The sequence below is a fragment of the Cupriavidus mimosae genome (genome assembly GCF_023952485.1).
Taxonomy (GTDB): domain Bacteria; phylum Pseudomonadota; class Gammaproteobacteria; order Burkholderiales; family Burkholderiaceae; genus Cupriavidus; species Cupriavidus taiwanensis_C.
This window is the reverse complement of sequence record NZ_JALHRY010000004.1, coordinates 336,200-356,051: the sequence shown is the minus strand read 5'-3', so window position 1 is coordinate 356,051 and position 19,852 is coordinate 336,200. Positions and strand designations below refer to the sequence as shown.

Here is a 19,852-nt window from a genome sequence, read left to right as displayed (position 1 = left end):
CGCAGGGGCTCGCACGCCGCAGCCGGCTGGTTCGGGTGATGTTGGGTCGGCGGCTGGCCGGTTATACCAACACGAAAGGAATACGCCGATGGACGCCTCTACCTTCGACAACCTCAAGACCCTGGTGGTCTCGTACGCCACCGAATTCGGCGTCAAGATCCTCGCGGCCCTCGCCTTCTGGGTCATTGGCCGCTGGCTGATCCACTTTGTCGTGCGCCTGGTGCAGAACGCGCTCGGCAAGCAGAAGGTCGATCCGACGCTGCTGCGCTATGTCGGCTCCATCGTCACCGTGACGCTGAACGTGGTGCTGGTGATAGGCATCCTCGGCTACTTCGGCATCCAGACCACCACCTTCGCCGCGCTGATTGCCGCCGCCGGCGTGGCCATCGGCATGGCCTGGTCGGGGCTGATGGCCAACTTCGCCGCCGGCGCCTTCCTGGTGGTACTGCGGCCGTTCAAGGTAGGCGACTTCGTCACCATTGGCGGCGTGACCGGGACCGTGCGCGAGATCGGCCTGTTCGCAACCACGCTGGACACGCCAGACAATGTGCAGACGGTGATCGGCAACAACAAGATCTTCAGCGACACCATCCAGAACTTCACCGCCAATGCGTTCCGGCGCGTGGAACTGAAAGCGCAGCTGGCAGGCAGCACCGACGTGGCCGAGGCGGTGGCGCTGCTGAAGACCCGCATTGCCGAGATCCCCAACGTGCTGGCTGAGCCGCCGGTCGACGTCGAAATCCTGGAATTCACGCTGGTCGGTCCGGTGCTGGCGGTGCGGCCCTATTGCCATAACGACCATTACTGGCAAGTCTATTTCGACACCAACCGCGTCATCCGCGAGTGCTTCGGCCAGGCCGGCTACGCCGCGCCGATGCCGGCCCACATGGTGGTGGTGCAACAGGCCGGGGTGCCGCATGCCGCCGCGGAGCAAGCCGCGGCGCAGCAGGCCGCCTGAACTGGCGCGGCGGCGGTTTCAGCGGGTGCCCGGGCGCGTGCGAGCGCCCGAGCGCCCGTAATGGCGCATCAGCACCGCGCCGGCGCCGCAGGCCGCCATCACCACGCCCAGCGGCAGCGCGCTGCCGTCGCGCCACACGCTGACCGCGGCGCCGCCGAGCGTGCCGAGCGAAAACTGCAGCGTGCCCATCAGCGCCGAAGCCGTGCCGGCGCGATGCCCTTGGTGCGCCAGCGCCAGCGCCGAAGCGTTCGGCGAGACGCAGCCCAGCGCACCGATAAACACGAAGAACCCGCCCAGCAGCACCGGCAGCACCGCCATCCCCGCCAGCGCGGCCAGCGCCAGCACCAGCCCCGCCGCCAGCGCCGCCAGCAGCGTGGCCCCCAGCACCTGGTCGAGCGAACGCCCGCGCACCAGCCGGGCATTGAGCTGCGACATCGTGATCAGCCCGAGCGCATTGGCGCCGAACACAAAGCCGTAGTGCGACGGCGCGATGCCGTGCAGTTCGATCAGCACAAAGGGCGAGCCCGAGATATACGCAAACATGCCCGCCGAGCCGAAGCCGGCCGACAGCGAATAACCCAGGAATTCCCGATCGCGCAGCAGTTCCGCGTAGCTGCGGGCGACGGTGCCGAGCCGCAGCGGCGCTACATGGCCGCGGTCCAGCGATTCCTCCATGCGCAGGTGGACCAGCAGCAGGATCAGCAGGCCGGCCCCCGCCAGCACCCAGAAGATGGCGCGCCAGCCCGATACGGTCAGCACCGCGCCGCCGACGATCGGTGCCAGGATCGGCGCAACCCCCATCACCAGCATCAGCGAGGAAAACGCCCGCGCCGATTCATGCGCCTCGAGCCGGTCGCGGATCACCGCCCGGGCCATCACCATGCCGGCGCAGCCCCCCAGCGCCTGCAGGAAACGCCATAGCATCAGCGATTCCACGTTGCGCGCCAGCGCGCAGCCCACCGCGGCAATGACGTAAAGACATAGCCCGACATAGAGCGGCGGCTTGCGCCCGAAGCGGTCGCTGAAGGGACCATAGAAGGCCTGTCCGATCGCCAGCCCGACCAGGAAGGTGCCCAGCGTCAGCTGGACCTGCCCGATGTCGACGCCAAGGTCGCCCGCGAGCGTTGGGAAACTCGGCAGGTACATGTCGATCGACAGCGGCGCGATCGCCATCAGCGAGCCGCAGATCAGCAGCCAGGCAGGGAAACGCGGCGTCGGCGCGGCGCTTTGTGAATGAGGCATGGAGGACAGTATCCGAGGGCGATGGCGCTGCCGTGCGGCACGGGCAGCCCAGGGGAAAGACGCAATTGTTGCACAACATAACCAATGCAGCCGCGCAGGCGGCGACGTTGGCATGCGTCGGTTGGCGCAGAAATGCCGGCCTGCGAGGTCGCCATCGCCGGAGTCGGGTTCGGCAAAGCTGGCAAACCTCGCAGGATTGGTGAATAGTGGTAACACGCCCTGGTGTTCATGGGCATGGCATGGCGGCAATGCTACGACGCTGGCGGGGCGCGACTTTCATGCGCGCCGGGGTGGAGGGTACAATGCCAGCCTGTCGGCGTAAGACTCGCCGTCGGCCTCGCAGAGAGGGACGACAGTACAGGTCCCCGCAACATTAGCCTGCATGAGAACACGACAAACGCCGCTTTCCGCTTCGCTAGGCACTGCCGCTTTCGTGGTCGTGCTGCTGCTGCCGCTGCCCCGGACGGGCAAGGCGGCGCCGGCGCAGTTGCGCAGTGCCAGCGTCCCGTTGCTGGTGCCCGCGGCCGATGAAGCCGACCCGGTGGCGCGCATGCTCAAGGGCGCGGCCACCGGCCAGAACACCGGCGCCGCCGGCGTGCCCGAACTGCTGCGCAACGCCACCCGCCCCGACAACGTGCTGGCGCGCGCCTGCCGCCAGCTCAACGATGCCCTGCCGATCGAGATCGACGGCGAGACCCGCCTGCGCCGCTGCCAGTCGGTTCCGGGCAAACACGTGCTGTTCCAGCTGGAACTGACCAACTACCGCGGGCCGATGCTGGACCTGGCCAGCTTCGAGGTCAACTACGCCGCGCCGCTGCAGCGCAATATCTGCGCCAACCGCGATGTCGAGATCCTGACCAAGCTCGGCGTCAGCATGCTGTTCCGCTACATGACCCGCAAGGACCGTGGCGAGCGCCGCATCGGCGACGTCTATATCAACGGCCCGATCTGCAGCGCCGCGTTGCGCTGACCTGCGCGCCGGTGCCAACAAAAACGGCCCGCTGGTGCGGGCCGTTTTTTGTTTCACGCAACGCGCCTTAGGCGGCGCGCGGGCGCAGCGGCACCACGTTGGCGGCGCGCCGCACCAGCATGCGGGTGTCCTTCCAGCCGGCGTCGGCCAGCGGCGAGCCCCACACCAGTTCATGCAAGCGCGCCAGCGCGAACGGGTTGCCCAGCAGCACGTGCTTCTGCGCCGGCGTGAGCGCGCGCGGGCCGTGCGTCAGCGCATGCTCGACCAGGCTCTCGTGGCGCTTGCGCGCCGATTCCGGCTGCACCACGCGCGGCGTCGCGGTGGCGCACATCAGCGCGTTGGTGACCGGATCCACCACGGCGTCGACGAAGTTGGGCGTTTCGGCGGCATTTTCGACATGCTGCTGGGTTTCGACGATCTCGCGCGGCACCAGCGTCTCCTCCGGGATCATGAACAGCCCCGCGTTGCGCGAAGCGCGGCCCAGCGAGACCCGCGACAGCATCACCGACAGCGGGATCGACAGCGCCAGCGAGCCGACGATCGGCAGCAGCCACAGCACATAGGACGGGTTCAGCCAGTACACCAGCCCGCCCCACGCCAGCCCCAGCGCGGTATGCCAGCCGTGGCGGCGGAAGGCTTCGCCCCAGGTGGTCTGGGCGTCTTCACGCGGCGGCGATTTCCACGAGATGCCCCAGCCGCTGTACGCCGCGACCACGAACTTGGTATGGAACAGCATGCGCGTGGGCGCCAGCAGCGCCGACAGCAATACCTCGATCAGCATGCTGGCAAAGAGTTGCACCGCGCCGCCGTAGCGCCGCGCTTGCTTCATCAGCAGCGCCACGCTGGCGAGCTTGGGCAGGAACAGCAGCGTGGCCGTGGCCGAGAACAGCGCCAGCGCCTTTTCCGGATGCCATTCGGGCCAGGTCGGGAACAGCTGGTACTGCTGCGTGAAGTATTCCGGCGGCACCAGCGCGTGCTTGGCCAGCATTGCCGTCGACAGCAGCAGGAACAGCAACCACAGCGGCGCCGACAGGTACGCCATGATCCCGGTCAGGAACACCGCGCGGTGCACCACGTGGAAGCCCTGCTTGAGCCACAGCCGGAAGTTCATCAGGTTGCCCTGGCACCAGCGGCGGTCGCGCTTGACCTCGTCCAGCAGGTTGGGCGGCAGTTCTTCGTACGAGCCCTCGAGGTCGTAGGCGATCCACACGCCCCAGCCGGCACGGCGCATCAGCGCGGCCTCGACAAAGTCGTGCGACAGGATCTCGCCCGACAGCGGTCCGCGGCCGGGCAGCGGCGCCAGCGCGCAGTGTTCGATGAACGGCTTGACGCGGATGATGGCGTTGTGGCCCCAGTAGTGCGACTCGCCCAGCTGCCAGTAGTGCAGCCCGGCGGTGAACAGCGGCCCGTATACGCGGGTGGCGAACTGCTGCACGCGCGCATACAGCGTTTCGCGGCCCACCGCGAGCGGCGCGGTCTGGATGATGCCGGCGCCGGGGTTGGCTTCCATCAGCCGCACCAGCGTGGCCAGGCAGTCGCCGCTCATCACGCTGTCGGCGTCGAGCACCACCATGTAGCGGTACTTGCTGCCCCAGCGGCGGCAGAAATCGGCCACGTTGCCGGTCTTGCGCTTCACCCGATGACGGCGCCAGCGATAAAAGATGCGGCCGAAGCCGCCGACGGCCCGGCACAGTTCCATCCAGGCATCGTGCTCGGCGGTGCGCAAGTCCGGATTGCCGCTGTCCGACAGCACGATGAAATCGAAGTTGGACAGGTGCGGCGTGCGCGACAGCGATTCATAGGTGGCGCGCAAGCCCGCGAAGACGCGCGTCACGTCTTCATTGCAGATCGGCATGATGATCGCGGTGCGGGCCTCGGCCGCGATCGGCGCGTCGGGCCGGTCCGGCACCGCCGAGCGCGAGATCAGATGCTTGTCGCCGCCCTTGGCCAGCACCAGGAAGCCCATCATCGCGGTCCAGAAGCCGGCCGACACCCACGAGAACAGGATGGCGAACAGCACCAGGATGGCAATCTCGAGCGGATCGGCACCGTGGTACGGCAGCACGTTGGTCATGAAGTACGTGGCCAGCACGGTCTGGAGCGCGACCAGCGCCAGCAGCACCCAGCGCCGGTGCGAGCCGGCGGGGTGCCATTTGCCTTCGGCATCGGGCCCGTCGTGCAGGGTGTCCCAGGTTTCGGGCACCGCCGGGCGGCCCAGCATGCGGCGCCACGTGTTGCGCAGCCAGCCGGTGACGATATGCGGCGGCCACTGGCGCGGCACCATCGAGCTGCGCTCGGGCGCGGGGCCGGTGTCGGCCTTCACGGTGCCGTCTTCGCGCCGGCGCAGCAGCGGCGCGCCGCCGACCTGCGGATTGCCGTAGGCCATGGCGAAACGACGCTGCACCGAGGCGTAGGCGCTGCTGCCGTGCGCCGGCGGCGCTTCCTTGCCGGCCAGGCGCGACTGCAGGCGCGTGATCGCTTCCTGCGCGTCGCGGCCATCGGCCGTGACCGGGATCACCGGCGTCACCGAAGCCAGCGGCGTGGCGGGTGCCGCCGCGGCGGCCATGCCGGCGCTGTCGGCCAGCAGTTCGCTGCGCACTTCAGGCGATACGGGCAGGCGATCGAGATAGCGCTCGCATGCCGCCGCCTGGGCCGGTCGCTGCTTTAGGCGGGGGGTAAGATGTAGCTCCACGTCTCGGACAGGGTTGTATTGCCGTTGCGAAGATAGCCGCGCAACTCTACCGGCTTGGTTTCGTCCTTGCGGCGCATCAGCATGGTCATGCGCCAGCCGCCGGTCGCGTCATTGCGCTGCACCGACGTCTTCAACAGCTCGCCGTTGGCATCGGCCGAAACCACCGGGTCGATGCGCACGTCCGCCGGCAGCCTGCGGAAGGCCGGGCCTTCGAAGTCCACCACCAGCGAAAAGCTCGTATCCTCCTTGCTGCGGGTCTGGCCCTGGCCCAGGCGGGTCTGGGTCACCCACGACAGCGGCGGCTCTTGTTCGCCGTCCTTCTGCCACAGCAGGCGGTATTCATAATCGAAGGCCTGCTTCGGCCTGGGCGGGTTGTCGGGCACCCAGTACGCGACGATGTTGTCGTTGGTCTCGTCCGGCGTCGGGATCTGCACCAGTTCCACCCGGCCCGAGCCCCAGTTGCCACGCGGCTGCACCCAGCCGCTGGGCCGGCGCTCATACCACGCGCCGATCTCCTGGTAGCTGTTGAAGCTGCGGTCGCGCTGCATCAGCCCGAAGCCCTGCGGATTGGTCGCGGCAAACGACGTCACCAGCAGCCGCTTGGGATTGACCAGCGGACGCCAGACCCACTCGCCGGTGCCGAGGTGGATCGACAGGCCGTCCGAGTCATGCACCTCCGGCCGGAAATCCTGCGCCGGCGCCGGCTGATTCTCGCCGAACAAATACATGCTGGTCAGCGGCGCCAGGCCAAGCTTGGTCACGTTCTCGCGCAGGTAGAGGCGCGACTTGACCTCCATCGCGGTCTCCGCGCCGGGCTTGATGGTGAAGCGGTACGCCCCGCTCATGCGGCGCGAATCCATCAGCGCATAGATGGTGATTTCCCTGGCATTGGCGCCTGGGCGTTCGATCCAGTATTCGACGAAACGCGGGAATTCCTCGCCCGAGTTGAGCGCGGTATCCACCGCCAGGCCGCGCGCCGAGAGCCCGTACCACTGGTCCTTGCCGAGCGCGCGGAAGTAGCTGGCGCCCAGGAACGACGCCAGTTCGTCCTTGCGCTTGCCCTGGTTCAGCGGATACAGGATGCGGAAGCCGGCGTAGCCCAGCCCTTTCAGCTTGGCGGCATCGACCTTGTGCGGGCCGTAGTTGAACGCGGAGGGGTCGAAGCGGAATTCGCGCACGCTGTTGCCCACCACTTCATGGATGCGCACGGGCTGATCGAACACCATGCCCTCGTGGAAGAACGACAGCTCGAACGGCGAACGCGTGCCGCGCCAGGCGAAGCGCTCGGGCTTGTACTCGATCTCGCGGTAGCGCTCGTAGGTCAGCTCGCGCAACTCGCGCGGCAGGTTCTGTGCCGGCGCCTTGTAAGGCGACGCCGCCAGCTGACGCGCGCGCGCGGCGACGGTGTCGAAGTCGAACGCATGGGCCGCCATCGCACACAGCGCCAGCGCCCCGCCACCGAGCCAGGCCGCGATCCGTGTCCCGGCGCGCGCAGCGCGGACGGCGCGGCAGCGGGCCCCCGGCCCGGCGGCGGGCAAGGTAAACGGTACGGCTATTCGTGGCGTGGCGATCTGTGACATGTATGCCAGGGTGAGCGGTTGAATCGGAGTGGCCGGCATCGGCGGCCTGAACGATGAAGGACACGGCAAGAGATAAGCCCGGCGCCGAGTGGCGAGGCCCTGACGCGGGGCAGGTTGCCCGCGGGGCACCGTGTCCGGGTTGTTGCGATGCGCAATAAACCATAGCAATTCGAGACGCGAAAGTCACGTTTCGATCACGCAAGGTTTGAAACAAAATGTTGGCCACGTAGCCCGAAAGCCGCTCCACGCATGGCTTTGCGGGCGATCAGGTCACATCGCCGCGAGCCTCGGCACGGTCAGCCCCGATCGGCGGCCCCGGTCGCGCACCGATGCGGGCCGGAACGTGTCCGGCCCGTTTAATACACTGTTACTTTTTGGCGCCTTCGCTGTAGGGATCAAACTTGCCGCTCTTGGCGCCTTCGGAATAGGGATCGAACTTGCCGCTGTTCATGCCGCCCTGGCTGAACGAGTCGAACGATTTCTGCGCGCCACCCTGGATCGGTTCCATCTGGTCGGGCCTGGCGCCCGGGTTCAGCGCGGTCACGTTGTCGCTTTTTGCGCCGTCGGTGTACGGGCTGAACTTGTCCTGCTTCGCCCCGTCGGTGTAGGGATTGAACTTGTCCTGCTTGGCACCGTCGGTGTACGGACTGAACTGGTCGGCCTTGCCCGCGGTCTGGGCGTGCACCGTGCCGAAGGCGCAGGCGACGGCCAGGCCGATTGTGAGATAGCGCAGCGTCATGGGATCTCCTTTCGCAGGACTGGACGCCCGTCGTGCAGCGGCACGATGGGACAGAAATCAACGCTAGGTCAGGGGCACGCAGGTGTCAACCGCGGCCCGGTGGCGGCGATTGGCGAGGCGCATCGGCAAGCGCGGTCACCGCCGCGCATTGCGCTTACAATGCCACTCGAACGCCACCATGTAGCTACAAGGAACCGTCATGCTGACTCGGCAAACCTCACTCTCCGGCAGCCTCGCCCGCCCCGCCCTGCGTGCCGCACTTGCGGGCGCGCTGGGGGCCGTGCTGCTCTGCGCCGCGCCGGCGCATGCGTACTTCGACAACTACCTGAGCGGCACCATCATCGGCACGCTCAATGACAAGGAAGGCGCGTCGCTGGCCAAGTCGGTGCGCACTGCGCTGAACGATACGGCCGATGGCCAGTCGGTGGCGTGGACCTTTCCGGCCGCGGGACGGCGTCAGCAGATCGACGGCACCATCACCCCGGTCGAGAGCAAGACCGACAAGGGCCAGCCGTGCCGGCGCCTGAAGTCAGACCTCAAGCGCGGCAGTGCCGAAGAGCACTGGAGCGGCTGGTTCTGCAAGCAGTCCAACGGACAATGGAAGTCGCGCCACGTGGGCGAATAAGCCAGGCTGCAGCAGGCTGTGCCTGCGCGGCTCCGGCCTAGCGGCACAGCTTGCGCAGCAGTTCCCCGGCGATGGTGCCGGGGCCGGCCACCTGGAAGGTGCCGGATCGCGGCGCGCGGATGGTATAGAGCGATTCCCCGCGCGCAAAGCGCTTGCTGTAAAGGGTCTGCTCGACCACGGCAAACATCGACGTGGCACAGTTCAGCACCATGCGCTTGAGCGAGGAACGGATCGGTTCGCCGCTGGCGGTGCGAATCACGCCCGACGGCGAGTTGCGCATCACCACCACGCCAACCTGCGTGCCCTGGCGGCGCACCGCCGACTGATCGAAATAGGAAATCACGCCGTTGGCGCCCATCAGCGGCAACCAGCGCTGCGGATCGGGCGCGCCGGGATCGGGCGCGGCCACCAGGCGGCAACCTTCCCTGGGCGTCGAACGGAACACGGTACCGGTGCCAGCGACCTGGCACTCGTAGAGGCCGGCGGCAGCGGCCGGGCGGGACACAGAGGCGGGCGCTACGTCAGCGCCCGGCGCGGCGCCGTCATCGGCGTGCGCCTGCGCCAGGGCCAGGCCGAACACGCAGCCGGCCAGCGCGGCTGCGTGTCGAAACATGCGGAACATCATGGAATTACCCTCATGTAGACGGGAAAAAGCGATGCGCATTGTCGCACAGGATGCATGCATTGCGGCGCGCGGGCACGCCCTGATCCATGCATCCCGGAATCAATCGTCAGCCGTGCAGGCGCCGCCAGGCGACCAGGTCTTCGATGGTCAGCACCGGCAAGCGGTACATCCCGGCAAAGGCCAGCGCTTGCGCACGCCGCGCCATGGTGCCATCCGGATTCATCAGCTCGCACAGCACCGCGGCGGGCGACAGCCCCGCCATGCGCGCGAGGTCGACTGAACCTTCGGTATGGCCGCGGCGCTCGAGCACGCCGCCATCGCGCGCCACCAGTGGGAACACGTGGCCGGGGCTGACCACGGCATCGGTGCCGGCATCCTCGGCAATCGCCGCGCGGATGGTGGTGATCCGGTCGGCCGCGCTGACCCCCGTGCTGACGCCCTCGCGGGCCTCGATCGACACGGTGAAGGCGGTGCCGTACTGGCTGCGGTTGTGCTCGACCATCGGCCGCAGGCCCAGGCGGCGCACCTTGTCCGTCGGCAGGCACAGGCATACGATGCCGCTGCATTCACGGATCATCATGGCCATGTTGGCCTGGGTCAGGCGCTCGGCGGCAAGGATCAGGTCGGCCTCGTTCTCGCGGTCGTCGTCATCGAGCAGCACTACGGGCCGGCCCTCGCGCATGGCCTCGAGGGCCTGCTCGATGCGCAACTCCAGCGCGCGCGGGTCGGCGCCAGTCATCGTATCGACAGTGGCACTGGGGTTGGCATCCGCGGACAGCGCGGGGGCAATGGCTTCGGTGGAAAAGCTGGACATGAAACGCTCCTGGTTCAGCATCAATGGGCGTTCCAGGGGAAGGGTCAACGGAACTGCAAGGTCCGCACGCCAAACTGCGGGCACGCGCGCAAACCGCCGCGCCCTGCGCGCGCAAGGCTCGGCAAACCACGGGGCCAGGCAGGCGCCAGGCCACGCAGGCAAGCTCCGTCCATCTTCTTTCATCCGGACTATGACCGTCGGCCCTGGCTTCTCACCAGGTCTGCTGACCTCGCACGGGAATGCGAGCGCTCGCGGGCTCGCCGGACACGCGCTGCGCGTCGCGGCATACCGCCGGTGGGGACTTCCACCCCGCCCTGAAGACGTAACGTAACCGGGCCGGCCAGGCGGCCGGCACCGGCCCGCGCATGTTAGCACGATTGTCCTTTGTCACTGCGCGCCGCGCCCCGAGCCCGTATCCCGCTGCGGACAACGCCGTTGCGCCGGCCACCTTCGGCCTCGGCAACGTGCCTTCCCGTGTACTACAAATAGGGTAAGGAGGCAGCGCCGGGGAGCTGCAAGCGCCGGTTTTCCCATGGCTTGCCTGACAACAACGCAGCATCTTTTCAGCGTGCTTCCCATGCGCCGACCAGACCAAGAAGCCAGACAAGACAGCCATGCGAGTTGCATCCCCCTCCTTCCGACTTGCTCCGTGCGGCGCTGGCAACGGCCGCGCCGCGCCGCCATGGCGGCGCTGCTTGCACTGGCCGGCCTGAGCACAGCCGCGCGCGCGGCGCCTGCCATCCAGCTCGGCTATGGCTTCGACGACAGCCATCACGTGCAAAAGGCGGAGATCGCCATGCTGTGGGATTCGGGCCTGGCGTGGGGCAACCCGCAGGGCTGGCAGGTGGACCTGCAATGGGAGGTCAACGTGGCGCGCTGGCTCAGCGACAGCAACAACAATCCGAACGATCTGTGGGAGTTTGGCGCGTCACCGGTAGCGCGGATCGCCTGGTGGCGCCACACCTGGGTGCCGTTCCTGGAGTTGTCGGTGGGCGCGCGGCTGCTGAGCGGCACGCGCACCTCCGACGATCACGTGATCTCCAGCGCGTTCCAGTTCTCGGAATACGCCGGCCTTGGCGTGATGCTAGGCAAGGACCGCAACTTTGCCGCGGGCTACCGCATCCAGCATCTGTCCAATGGTGGCATCAAGGAGCCCAACCCTGGCACCACTTTCCACGTCATCTACCTGCGCTACCGCTTCTGACCGGCCGGTCGTGCGCCCCGCCCTGCGTTTCAAACAGGACTCGCGTGGCGTCGTCGGCCGGGAAGAAGCATTCGATGCGCAGTTCCTGCAGCGTGACGTCCTGCGGAATGCCGAGCGTGGTCAGGGTCGAGAACAACGACGCGCGGAACGCCCCCGCGTGCAGCACCACCGGCAACAACGGCGGAGGCGGGCCGTCGCTGCCGTCATCCTCGGGCAGCAGCACGCCGCCCGGGCCGACCATGTCCGGATGCCAGTCGGCGATGCGCGCGAACAGAGCGCGCGCGGTCTGGTCGTGCGCCTGCACCTGCAGCTCCTGCCAGACACGACGCAACAGGTAGCGGCCGACCTGGCGCGCGTTTTCGATCACCGGCCACAGGCCGTCGGGGTCGAACACCGTCAGCATCAGGTTGATCCGGTGCGGAGCGTCGGCAAGCGAAGCCGGCGGGCGGCCGCCGAGCAAGGTGTCGAACATGCGGCGGTAGGCGGCATTGGCGTCGACCAGGTTCCAGAAGCGGTCCAGTACCACGGCCGGGTACGGCTCCTGCTTGGCCAGGATCAGGGCGATCGCCTGCTGCACCATCTGCAACGGCGGCGCGCTCAGCGCATGTTCGCTGTAGGCCGGGGCGAAACCGCTCGCCAGCAGCAGCCGGTTGCGCTGGCGCAGCGGCACGCCGAGGCGCTCGGCCAGCGCCAGCACCATCTCGCGGCTGGGACGGGCACGCCCGGACTCGAGGAAGGAGATGTGGCGCTGCGAGACCCCGGCGGCCAGCGACAGCGCCAGCTGGCTGTAGCCGCGCTTGCCGCGCCAGTAGCGCAACAGTCCGGGGAAGTCGAGAGTGGCCTCGGAGGCAGGGGTGAGCGTTTCCATGCGGGCTATTACAGCATGGCGGCGGCCTTGCAGCGAATACCTTGCAGGTAATCGCGGCGATTCATTGACGTACTCGATGGCCGGAAAGGTGCCACTGTGTGCGGCGCGGGCAGCACAGCGACGATGTTGTGTAACAGGCGAATGGTATGCTTGATCTTTTCAGACACCTGGCGCGCGGAGGGCGCGCACCCTGATGGAAATTGCCATATTACTGGCGCTGATTCTGCTGAACGGCCTGTTTGCGATGTCCGAGATTGCACTCGTTACAGCCCGCAAGGCACGCCTGCAACGCCAGATCGAGAACGGCGACCGCGGCGCCATTGCCGCGGCCAAGCTGGGCGAGGACCCGACCCGTTTCCTCTCCACCGTGCAGATCGGCATCACCTCGATCGGCGTGCTCAATGGCGTGGTCGGCGAATCGACGCTGGCGCAGCCGCTGGGCGTGTGGCTGCAGGGTTTCGGCGTCTCGCAAAGCACCGCCGGCTATGTAGCCACCGCGATCGTGGTGGCCGGCCTGACCTATTTTTCCATCGTGCTGGGCGAACTGGTGCCCAAGCGCCTGGGCCAGATGGCGCCCGAGGCCATCGCGCGACTGGTGGCGCGGCCGATCGGCTGGCTGGCGGTGGCCTCGACTCCCTTCGTCAAGCTGTTGTCGAGCTCCACGCGGCTGGTGCTGCGACTGCTCGGCACCCAGGTGGACCGCGGCCCCGGCGTGACCGAGGAAGAAATCCATGCGCTGCTGGTAGAAGGCTCCGAAGCCGGGGTGATCGAGCAGCATGAGCACACCATGGTGCGCAATGTGTTCCGGCTGGATGACCGCCAGCTGGCGTCACTGATGGTGCCGCGCGGCGACGTGGTCTACCTGGATGTGGAAGCCACCATGGACGAGAACCTGCGCCGCATCGAGGAATCCGATCACTCGCGCTTCCCGGTGGTGCGTGGCGGCATGCACGACATCATCGGCGTGGTCAGCGCGCGCCAGTTGCTGGCGCGCCGGCTGCGCGGCGAGGAAGCCGACCTGCAGGCGGCGGTCCAGCCCGCGGTGTTCGTGCCGGAAAGCGTGACCGGCATGGAGCTGCTGGAAAACTTCCGCGCCTCCGGCGGGCAGATCGCCTTTGTCATCGACGAATACGGCGAGGTGCTGGGCCTGGTGACGCTGCAGGACCTGATCGAGGCCATCACCGGCGAATTCAAGGCCGAGGCCGCCGGCGAGCAATGGGCGGTACAGCGCGACGACGGCTCGTGGCTGCTCGACGGCCTGATCCCGATCCCCGAGCTGAAAGACCGCATCGGCCTGCGCCAGGTGCCCGAAGAAGAAAAGGAGCGCTACCACACGCTGTCCGGCATGCTGCTGTTGCTGCTGGGGCGCCTGCCCCAGATTGCCGACACGGTGCAATGGGGGGACTGGCGCTTCGAGATCGTCGACATGGACGGCAAGCGCATCGACAAGGTGCTGGCCGAGCGCCTGCCGCCGCAGGAAGGGCCCGAGGAAGAAACTACCGGCTGAGTCCCGCAGGCCGACACCACCGGCCACGCCGCGGCGTCAATCGTATCTTCGCTGGATGGATGGCGCGGCATTGATCCAAATCAAATGAAGTTGCGGCCGAATCACATTGGCGCAATCGGCAACGCCCCTCCCCCTTCCCCTCGCTTATGATCGGGCTTCGCGGCCCCGGCCGGCCGCGGCACGCATGGCTGCACCCTGGCGACGACTGCGACCGCAGCGGGCCGGCGGCCTGCCGAAGAACCATTTCAGACACGGGGAGACGCGTGCGCCGCAAGCCATGTCCGGCGGCCCGCCAGATCATGCATGGATCCTGATGCCGACGACCTCGTCGAAAGCGCTGCCAGTGGCGGCAGTGGCGCGATGCAACCGTCCGCGCTGGTAGGCGCGCTGGCCGCGCGCCGCGCCCAGGCCGGTCCGCCGGCGGCGATCCTGGCCATCCGCCTGGACCGCTTTGCCAACGCTTGTGAAACCCTCGGGACTGGCCGCTGCGCCAGGCTGCGCAGCATCGTGCAGGCGCGCATTGCCTGCCTGCTGCCGCCGGCCGTGTTCATGCACTGGATGGCCGCGGCCGACCTGGTGGTCATCACCGCGCTGCCCGCGGGCGTGCCCGACCCTGGCCAGGTGGCCAGCCGCGTGGCCGACGACCTGTCCCGGCCTTTTGCGCTGGACGGCTTCGAGCTGCATCTGTCATGCAGCATCGGCGTGGCTAACGACCATGCCGACATTCCGGCCGAGCGCAGCCTGCAGCAGGCATTCGACGCCATGCTGCGGGTCAACCGCCAGGGCGGCGCCGGCCTCGCGCGCGCCGACAAGCCGCTGTCCCCGCCCGCGGCCCCGTTGCTGGCGGCGCTGCCCGACGCACTGCAGCGCGGCGAGCTGAGCCTGCAACTGCAACCGCGCGCCGAGCTTGCCGGCGCCGCCGTCAACGGCTACACGGTGCGGCTGCGCTGGCAGCATCCGGTGCTCGGCCGCGTCGCGCCGCAGGACTTCCTGCCCGGCGTCGAAGCACTCGGGCTGGTCGGCCGCATCGGCAACTGGCTGCTGGAAAGCGTGCTGCCGCTGGTCCGTGCCGCCGAGACCATCGCCCCGCTGCAGTTCACCCTGCTGGCCTCGAGCGCCCAACTGCATCGCCCGCAAATGGTCGAAGCCCTGGCGCAGGCGCTCAATGCGGGCGGCATCACGCCAGAACACTTGTGCATCGAACTGCCGGCCAGCACCGTGCCGACCGACGCCGAACTGATCGACCGCTTTGCCGCGCTGCGCCGGCGCGGGCTGCAGCTGGCGCTGGGAGATTTCGACGACAGCCCGGCCTCCCGCGCGGCGCTGGCGGCGCTGCATCCGGACGCCGTCACGCTGGACGCAAGGGGCCTGGGCCATGCGCGCGAGGCCCGCCGCCGTGCCGACAGCCTGCGCGAAGCCTGCCGCGCGGCGCGGCGCGCCGGCGCCTCGGTCTGCGCCAAGGGCATCGAAACCCGCCAGCAGCTGGAAGCGGTGCGCGCCTGGGGCTGCCACAGCGTGCAGGGCTACCTGCTGGCGCAGCCGTTTCCGGCCGTCTGGCTGCTGCAGACCCATGCGGCGATGCAGCAGCGCGCCCGCGCCTTGCTGGCGCCGCCGGACTGACCAGCAGCCCCGTGCGTGGGGTTGCACGATTTACAAATTGCGACATACCGGCTATCAAAGCCGCGCGCAGCAGCGGTAAAATCTGCGTCAATCCCAAACTCGGAGAATCGCTCGATTCTCAGCCCTATCGAAAGGAGCCCGGCGTGAAGAAAGGTTGGATCTGGTGCGTTTTGTTTGCCACTCTGTTGGCCGGTTGCAACACGATGGCGGGGCTCGGCCAGGACATTCAGCGTGGCGGCCAGAAGCTGGAAAGCTCGGCAGACCGCCACAAGTAAGCCGGCCAGGCTGCATCGACAGCAAAACGGCACGCCCGATGGCGTGCCGTTTTGCTTTGCAGTTTTGCTTTGCTGCGCGCCGGCTCAGGGCTTGTTGCGCAGGGCCCTGGCCTGTTCCGCCAGCGCGCGGATGCGGCCCCAGTCGCCACCGGCAACGGCATCCTTGGGCACCACCCACGACCCGCCCACGCACACCACGTTTGGCAGCGCCAGGTAGGACGGCGCCAGCGCGGCATCGATGCCGCCGGTCGGGCAGAAGCGCAGTTGCGGCAGCGGCCCGCCCAGCGACTTCAGCATCGGTACCCCGCCCGCGGCCTGCGCGGGGAAGAACTTGAGGAAGGTGAAGCCGGCTTCCAGCGCCGCCATGGCCTCGCTGGCGGTGGCAACGCCCGGCAGCAGCGAAATCCCCGCGCCTCGCGCGCCCGCGGCCAGCGTTGGCGTCAGGCCCGGCGAGACCGCAAACTGTGCGCCCGCGTCGCGCACCGCGTGCAGTTGCTCGACGTTCAGCACCGTGCCGGCGCCTACGCAGGCTTGCGGCAGCGCCGCGGCGACGGCCCGGATCGCCTCCAGCGCCACCGGGGTGCGCAGCGTGATCTCCAGCAGCGGCAAGCCACCGGTCACCAGCGCCTCGCTGACATGCAGGGCCTCGTCGACCGAGTGGAATTCCAGCACCGGGATCACCGGCACGTCGGCAAGGCGTTGAAGCAGCGGGGAAGTCTGGTTTGACATGGCGATCTCGCGGTAGGTAGGTTCAGGAAAACATCAGGGTCGGGCAGCGGCTCAGGCGATCACCGATACCGACTGCGCCAGCCGCGCCAGCACGGTCTGCGCATCGGGAATCGGCGCCACCGCGCCATAGCCGGTGGTCGACAGCGCTGCCGCCACGTTGGCATAGCGCGCGGCCTCGAACGGATCGGCGCCCGCCGCCAGCCGCGCGACGAAGCTGCCGCCGAAGCAGTCGCCCGCGCCCGTGGCATCGACCGGCTTGACCGGATAGGCGGGCACCAGGCTGCGGGAGTCGGGCGTGGCGATGTACGAACCCTCCTCGCCCAGCTTCAGCGCGACCAGGCCGATGCCGCAACCGAGCAGGTAGTCGGCGATGGCGTCGCGGTCGTCCAGCCCCGTCAGCACGGTGATGTCGTCCCAGCTGGGCAGGCATACGTCGGTCATCCGGAACGCTTCGCGCATGATGCCGCGCGCGCGCGCCAGCGACCACAGGCGCAGCCGCAGGTTGGTGTCCAGCGTGACCTTGGTGCCGGCCTTGCGCGCATGCTCCATCGCATCCAGGCCGGCATCGCACGCACTGGTGCTGATGGCGAGGCTGATGCCGGACAGATGCAGGTAGCGCGCCGCGGCGATGGCGCCGAGCGGCAGCTGTTCATGCTGGTAGCGACTCGCGGCCGAGCCTTCGCGCAGGTAGTCGAAGCGATGGCCGTGGCTGTCGTGCGAGACAAAGTAGACACCGGTGGGAGCACTGGCGTCGACGTGCACATGCCGCGTGTCGACCCGCTCCTGCGTCCATAATGCGCGCAGGCGTTCGCCGAAGGTATCGGCTCCGACCGCGCAGATATAGCCGGTGCTCGCGCCCTGGCGCGCAGCGGCAATGCAGAAGTTGGAGGTATCGCCGCCAAAGCCCTGCAGGTAGCGCGACGGATCGTCCGGCTGCTGGTTGAATTCGACCAGCGGCTCGCCATAGGCCAGGATGTCGATGCTCATGGGGCCGTTTGCCTCAGAAAAAGGTTTGGACGATGTCGATCACGCGCAGGTCGCGATCCAGCACCGGGATATGGCGCCACTTGTCGAAGGTCAGGCACGGGTGCGAGATATCGAAGGCGATCATGTCGCCGACCTGGATGTCGTCGCCCGGCCGGACCTGCAGGTAGGCATGCTGGTCCATCATGCCGGTGACCTCCCAATGCGCGGGCACGTCCACCGGCGCCTCTTCACCGGGACGGTAGCGGCGCGCCGGGATCGGCATGCCGGCGTCGAAGGCGGCATCGCGCTTGCCCATGCCGATGATGACGCGGTCGGGTTCCGGAATCGACTGGACATAGGCCCACAGCTGCAGCGCCGGCAGCAAACCCTCGCGCATTTTCTGCGCGACCGGGTTGCTCGCCAGGATGCGCTGCTGCGCGGCGCGGTAGATGCCCACATCGTGCGTCAGGTAGCAGCCGGGGCGCAGCACGATGTCGATCGGCGCGCCGATGTCGGTGCGTGCGAATTCCTCGGCCACCACGTCGTACCAGGCCGAGCCCGCGCCCGACATCACCACCGGGCTGCGGCCGAAGCGGCCTTGCGCGGCCAGTTGCTTCGTCACCGCGACGGTGCGCTGGAGGAACTTGCGGATATCGGCTTCTTCCTTGAGCACGCCCTCGTAGATTTCCACGCCGGCCAGCGATAACGCGTCGGGCCAGCGCGCCAGCGCGTCGAGCACGGCTTGCTGCTGCGCGTCGTCGCGCACCCCGGTGCGCCCGCCTTCGACGCCCAGCTCGAGCAGCACCTGCAGCGTCTGTCCACGCTGACTGAAGAACTTGCCCAGTTGGTCGACCAACTCGGCCGAATCCACCAGCGCGAAGAATTCAAAGTCGGGATCGCGCAGCAGGTCCGCGATGATTTCCATATTGCGGCGGCCGACCAGCTGGTTGGCCATCAGCACGCGCTTGACGCCGTGCGCATGCGCCGCCGCGGTCTGGTGCGCGGTGGCCAGGGTGATGCCCCACGCGCCGGCGCCGAGTTGCCGGGCAAACAGTTTGGGCGCCATGGTGGTCTTGCCGTGCGGCGCCAGCTGCACGCCGTACTCGTTCATGAAGCGGCGCATCCACTCCAGGTTGTGCGAGAGCCGGTCTTCATAGAGCACTGCGGCCGGCAGGCTCAGTTCTTCCTGCAACAGGTTCCAGCCGGTCTGGCCGGCCGCATCCGGGGCGATCGGTCCCTCCATCCGGCCCAGCGCCTTGTTGAGCGGATCGATCACACCAGCCTGATACTTTATTTCACGCATGCCTGTCATCACCCTGAAAAAATCTGATTGACGTAATGATAGCCCTGAAAATAAGATATTTCATCCCTGTTATAAAGTAACAAACGGGCTGCGGCCGCAACCGTGCGCTGCCGGGAGGGGCTCTCACCATCAGGTACCAGTCACTGTTATAGCCCCTGCCCGCGCTGACTGCAGATTTCGTCACATAACGATTCGAAGCCGCTTCGCCACTTCGCCCCCATTACCGAACATGACCGCGCCCTTCGACATCCTGACCCGCATCGCCGAGCGCGGGCCCGCCCTGCGGCTGGCCGAGCAGAAGGTGGCGCAGGTGGTGCTGGAAGATTTAGCCGGCGCGGCGGCGGCGAGCATCAACGAGCTGGCCCGCCAGGCCGGCGTCAGCGAGGCCAGCGTGACGCGCTTTGCCAAGGCCATCGGCTGCCGCGACGTGCGCGACCTGAAGCTGCGCCTGGCCCAGGCGGCGGCGGTGGGCGCGCGCTTCCTGCAGCCCGGCAACGTTCCCGCCGCTGAAGCCGCGCCTGCCACGCTTGCCGACAGCATCCATGCCGACATCCTGGCCGCGCTGGACGCTAACCGCGGCCTGCTCGATACGCAGCGCATCGAGCAGGCCGCGCGCCTGTTGCTGGGCGCACGCATGGTCTACGCTTTTGGCATGGGCGGGGGCTCGTCGTTCCTGGCCGATGAGGCGCGCCACCGCCTGGCGCGGCTGGGCCTGCCGGTGGCCAGCTACCAGGATGCGCTGCTGCAGAAGATGGTGGCGGCCACGCTGGACCGCGATGACGTGGTGCTGGCCTTCTCGGCCAGCGGCCGCGTGCCGGAGATGCTGGCCAGCTGCGATATCGCGCGCGAGTACGGCGCCCGCCTGGTGGCCGTGACCGCGCTGGGATCGCCGCTGGCCGCGCGCGCCGACGTGCTGCTGCCGGTGCGCACGCTGGAGACGGATTTCATTTTCAAGCCATCGGCCTCGCGCTACGCCATGCTGATGGTGCTGGACGTGCTGGCCACGCAGTGCGCACTGTTGCAGCCGGACCAGAGCAAGGAGCGCCTGCGCCGGCTCAAGTACGTGCTCGACAGCCATCGCGGCGACAGCGGCCCCGGCAAGGGCCCCGACAGCCGCCAGCCGCTGGGAGACTGA

The 19,852-nt window shown here is 68.0% G+C and carries 18 protein-coding genes and 1 riboswitch; of the genes, 8 read left to right on the top strand and 10 right to left on the bottom strand.

From position 1 onward, the window contains the following. The first annotated feature begins 88 nt into the window (after window positions 1–88). Window positions 89–958, top strand: a complete 870-nt coding sequence (locus MKD50_RS10200) for a mechanosensitive ion channel family protein (RefSeq protein WP_062803164.1) — start codon at window positions 89–91, stop codon at window positions 956–958. Window positions 959–976: 18 nt separating this feature from the next. On the opposite strand, the gene MKD50_RS10195 is transcribed toward MKD50_RS10200, so the two are convergent. Further along, entirely contained in the window at window positions 977–2,200 is a 1,224-nt protein-coding gene (locus tag MKD50_RS10195) for a Bcr/CflA family multidrug efflux MFS transporter (protein WP_240070619.1), read from the bottom strand. 382 nt (window positions 2,201–2,582) lie between these two features. On the opposite strand from MKD50_RS10195, the gene MKD50_RS10190 reads away from it, so the two are divergent. Then, on the top strand, window positions 2,583–3,170 hold the full coding sequence (locus MKD50_RS10190; protein ID WP_252667054.1) for a hypothetical protein: 588 nt from the start codon (window positions 2,583–2,585) through the stop codon (window positions 3,168–3,170). Between the two features lie 67 nt (window positions 3,171–3,237). Here the strand turns inward: MKD50_RS10190 and mdoH are convergent, their stop codons facing one another. From mdoH to MKD50_RS10175, 3 genes are all read right to left on the bottom strand, one after another. Continuing rightward, window positions 3,238–5,862, bottom strand: coding sequence for a glucans biosynthesis glucosyltransferase MdoH (mdoH, locus tag MKD50_RS10185; RefSeq protein WP_252667053.1), 2,625 nt, complete (start codon window positions 5,860–5,862; stop codon window positions 3,238–3,240). Beyond that, the gene (locus tag MKD50_RS10180) at window positions 5,835–7,442 is read right to left on the bottom strand and encodes a glucan biosynthesis protein G (RefSeq protein WP_252667052.1); all 1,608 of its coding nucleotides are present in this window, start codon (window positions 7,440–7,442) and stop codon (window positions 5,835–5,837) included. Before MKD50_RS10180 ends, mdoH begins: the two co-directional genes overlap by 28 nt. A gap of 367 nt (window positions 7,443–7,809) precedes the next feature. Further along, window positions 7,810–8,181 (bottom strand): hypothetical protein, encoded by a 372-nt coding sequence (locus tag MKD50_RS10175; RefSeq protein WP_115700380.1) that lies wholly within the window; start codon window positions 8,179–8,181, stop codon window positions 7,810–7,812. 199 nt (window positions 8,182–8,380) lie between these two features. On the opposite strand from MKD50_RS10175, the gene MKD50_RS10170 reads away from it, so the two are divergent. Next, window positions 8,381–8,806 (top strand): RT0821/Lpp0805 family surface protein, encoded by a 426-nt coding sequence (locus MKD50_RS10170; RefSeq protein WP_115700378.1) that lies wholly within the window; start codon window positions 8,381–8,383, stop codon window positions 8,804–8,806. 37 nt (window positions 8,807–8,843) lie between these two features. Here MKD50_RS10170 and MKD50_RS10165 read toward each other — a convergent pair whose 3' ends face one another. Together MKD50_RS10165 and ribB are read right to left on the bottom strand one after the other, a co-directional pair. Next, complete coding sequence (locus MKD50_RS10165) at window positions 8,844–9,431, bottom strand: surface-adhesin E family protein (RefSeq protein ID WP_252667051.1); 588 nt, start codon at window positions 9,429–9,431, stop codon at window positions 8,844–8,846. A 106-nt stretch (window positions 9,432–9,537) separates the two neighbouring features. Then, window positions 9,538–10,245 carry a 3,4-dihydroxy-2-butanone-4-phosphate synthase gene (gene ribB / locus MKD50_RS10160; protein ID WP_252667050.1) on the bottom strand — a complete coding sequence of 236 codons (708 nt, stop codon included), beginning with the start codon at window positions 10,243–10,245 and terminating at the stop codon, window positions 9,538–9,540. Window positions 10,246–10,412: 167 nt separating this feature from the next. Next, window positions 10,413–10,571, bottom strand: a riboswitch (FMN riboswitch). Between the two features lie 356 nt (window positions 10,572–10,927). On the opposite strand from ribB, the gene MKD50_RS10155 reads away from it, so the two are divergent. Beyond that, window positions 10,928–11,449, top strand: coding sequence for an acyloxyacyl hydrolase (locus MKD50_RS10155; RefSeq protein ID WP_115700372.1), 522 nt, complete (start codon window positions 10,928–10,930; stop codon window positions 11,447–11,449). Here the strand turns inward: MKD50_RS10155 and MKD50_RS10150 are convergent. Continuing rightward, the gene (locus MKD50_RS10150; protein WP_115700370.1) at window positions 11,424–12,317 is read right to left on the bottom strand and encodes a helix-turn-helix domain-containing protein; all 894 of its coding nucleotides are present in this window, start codon (window positions 12,315–12,317) and stop codon (window positions 11,424–11,426) included. The two genes, MKD50_RS10155 and MKD50_RS10150, sit on opposite strands and share 26 nt — an antisense overlap. Before the next feature lie 193 nt (window positions 12,318–12,510). Between MKD50_RS10150 and MKD50_RS10145 the strand changes: the two genes are divergently transcribed. The 3 genes from MKD50_RS10145 to MKD50_RS10135 all read left to right on the top strand — a co-directional run bounded on the left by MKD50_RS10145 (window position 12,511) and on the right by MKD50_RS10135 (window position 15,719). After that, window positions 12,511–13,824 (top strand): hemolysin family protein, encoded by a 1,314-nt coding sequence (locus MKD50_RS10145; RefSeq protein ID WP_115700369.1) that lies wholly within the window; start codon window positions 12,511–12,513, stop codon window positions 13,822–13,824. Between the two features lie 303 nt (window positions 13,825–14,127). After that, on the top strand, window positions 14,128–15,444 hold the full coding sequence (locus tag MKD50_RS10140; RefSeq protein WP_252667049.1) for a GGDEF domain-containing protein: 1,317 nt from the start codon (window positions 14,128–14,130) through the stop codon (window positions 15,442–15,444). Window positions 15,445–15,587: 143 nt separating this feature from the next. Further along, on the top strand, window positions 15,588–15,719 hold the full coding sequence (locus MKD50_RS10135) for an entericidin A/B family lipoprotein (RefSeq protein ID WP_010814145.1): 132 nt from the start codon (window positions 15,588–15,590) through the stop codon (window positions 15,717–15,719). An 84-nt stretch (window positions 15,720–15,803) separates the two neighbouring features. On the opposite strand, the gene MKD50_RS10130 is transcribed toward MKD50_RS10135, so the two are convergent. The 3 genes from MKD50_RS10130 to MKD50_RS10120 are packed head-to-tail and all read right to left on the bottom strand — an operon-like array spanning window position 15,804 to window position 18,717. Then, the gene (locus tag MKD50_RS10130; protein WP_252667048.1) at window positions 15,804–16,448 is read right to left on the bottom strand and encodes a bifunctional 4-hydroxy-2-oxoglutarate aldolase/2-dehydro-3-deoxy-phosphogluconate aldolase; all 645 of its coding nucleotides are present in this window, start codon (window positions 16,446–16,448) and stop codon (window positions 15,804–15,806) included. Between the two features lie 51 nt (window positions 16,449–16,499). Then, entirely contained in the window at window positions 16,500–17,435 is a 936-nt protein-coding gene (locus MKD50_RS10125; RefSeq protein ID WP_252667047.1) for a sugar kinase, read from the bottom strand. A 13-nt stretch (window positions 17,436–17,448) separates the two neighbouring features. After that, a complete protein-coding gene (locus tag MKD50_RS10120; protein ID WP_252667046.1) occupies window positions 17,449–18,717 on the bottom strand; it encodes an amino acid deaminase in 1,269 nt (422 codons plus the stop codon). 229 nt (window positions 18,718–18,946) lie between these two features. Here MKD50_RS10120 and MKD50_RS10115 point away from each other — a divergent pair, with 229 nt between their 5' ends. Next, complete coding sequence (locus MKD50_RS10115) at window positions 18,947–19,852, top strand: MurR/RpiR family transcriptional regulator (protein WP_115700360.1); 906 nt, start codon at window positions 18,947–18,949, stop codon at window positions 19,850–19,852.

What these genes read in the sequence shown, in the direction of transcription:
- MKD50_RS10200 (WP_062803164.1), top strand. Translation starts at nt 89, where the DNA reads ATGGACGCCTCTACCTTCGACAACCTCAAGACCCTGGTGGTCTCGTAC.
- MKD50_RS10195 (WP_240070619.1), bottom strand. Translation starts at nt 2,200, where the DNA reads ATGCCTCATTCACAAAGCGCCGCGCCGACGCCGCGTTTCCCTGCCTGG.
- MKD50_RS10190 (WP_252667054.1), top strand. Translation starts at nt 2,583, where the DNA reads ATGAGAACACGACAAACGCCGCTTTCCGCTTCGCTAGGCACTGCCGCT.
- MKD50_RS10180 (WP_252667052.1), bottom strand. Translation starts at nt 7,442, where the DNA reads ATGTCACAGATCGCCACGCCACGAATAGCCGTACCGTTTACCTTGCCC.
- MKD50_RS10175 (WP_115700380.1), bottom strand. Translation starts at nt 8,181, where the DNA reads ATGACGCTGCGCTATCTCACAATCGGCCTGGCCGTCGCCTGCGCCTTC.
- MKD50_RS10170 (WP_115700378.1), top strand. Translation starts at nt 8,381, where the DNA reads ATGCTGACTCGGCAAACCTCACTCTCCGGCAGCCTCGCCCGCCCCGCC.
- MKD50_RS10165 (WP_252667051.1), bottom strand. Translation starts at nt 9,431, where the DNA reads ATGATGTTCCGCATGTTTCGACACGCAGCCGCGCTGGCCGGCTGCGTG.
- ribB (WP_252667050.1), bottom strand. Translation starts at nt 10,245, where the DNA reads ATGTCCAGCTTTTCCACCGAAGCCATTGCCCCCGCGCTGTCCGCGGAT.
- MKD50_RS10155 (WP_115700372.1), top strand. Translation starts at nt 10,928, where the DNA reads ATGGCGGCGCTGCTTGCACTGGCCGGCCTGAGCACAGCCGCGCGCGCG.
- MKD50_RS10150 (WP_115700370.1), bottom strand. Translation starts at nt 12,317, where the DNA reads ATGGAAACGCTCACCCCTGCCTCCGAGGCCACTCTCGACTTCCCCGGA.
- MKD50_RS10145 (WP_115700369.1), top strand. Translation starts at nt 12,511, where the DNA reads ATGGAAATTGCCATATTACTGGCGCTGATTCTGCTGAACGGCCTGTTT.
- MKD50_RS10140 (WP_252667049.1), top strand. Translation starts at nt 14,128, where the DNA reads ATGGATCCTGATGCCGACGACCTCGTCGAAAGCGCTGCCAGTGGCGGC.
- MKD50_RS10130 (WP_252667048.1), bottom strand. Translation starts at nt 16,448, where the DNA reads ATGTCAAACCAGACTTCCCCGCTGCTTCAACGCCTTGCCGACGTGCCG.
- MKD50_RS10125 (WP_252667047.1), bottom strand. Translation starts at nt 17,435, where the DNA reads ATGAGCATCGACATCCTGGCCTATGGCGAGCCGCTGGTCGAATTCAAC.
- MKD50_RS10120 (WP_252667046.1), bottom strand. Translation starts at nt 18,717, where the DNA reads ATGCGTGAAATAAAGTATCAGGCTGGTGTGATCGATCCGCTCAACAAG.
- MKD50_RS10115 (WP_115700360.1), top strand. Translation starts at nt 18,947, where the DNA reads ATGACCGCGCCCTTCGACATCCTGACCCGCATCGCCGAGCGCGGGCCC.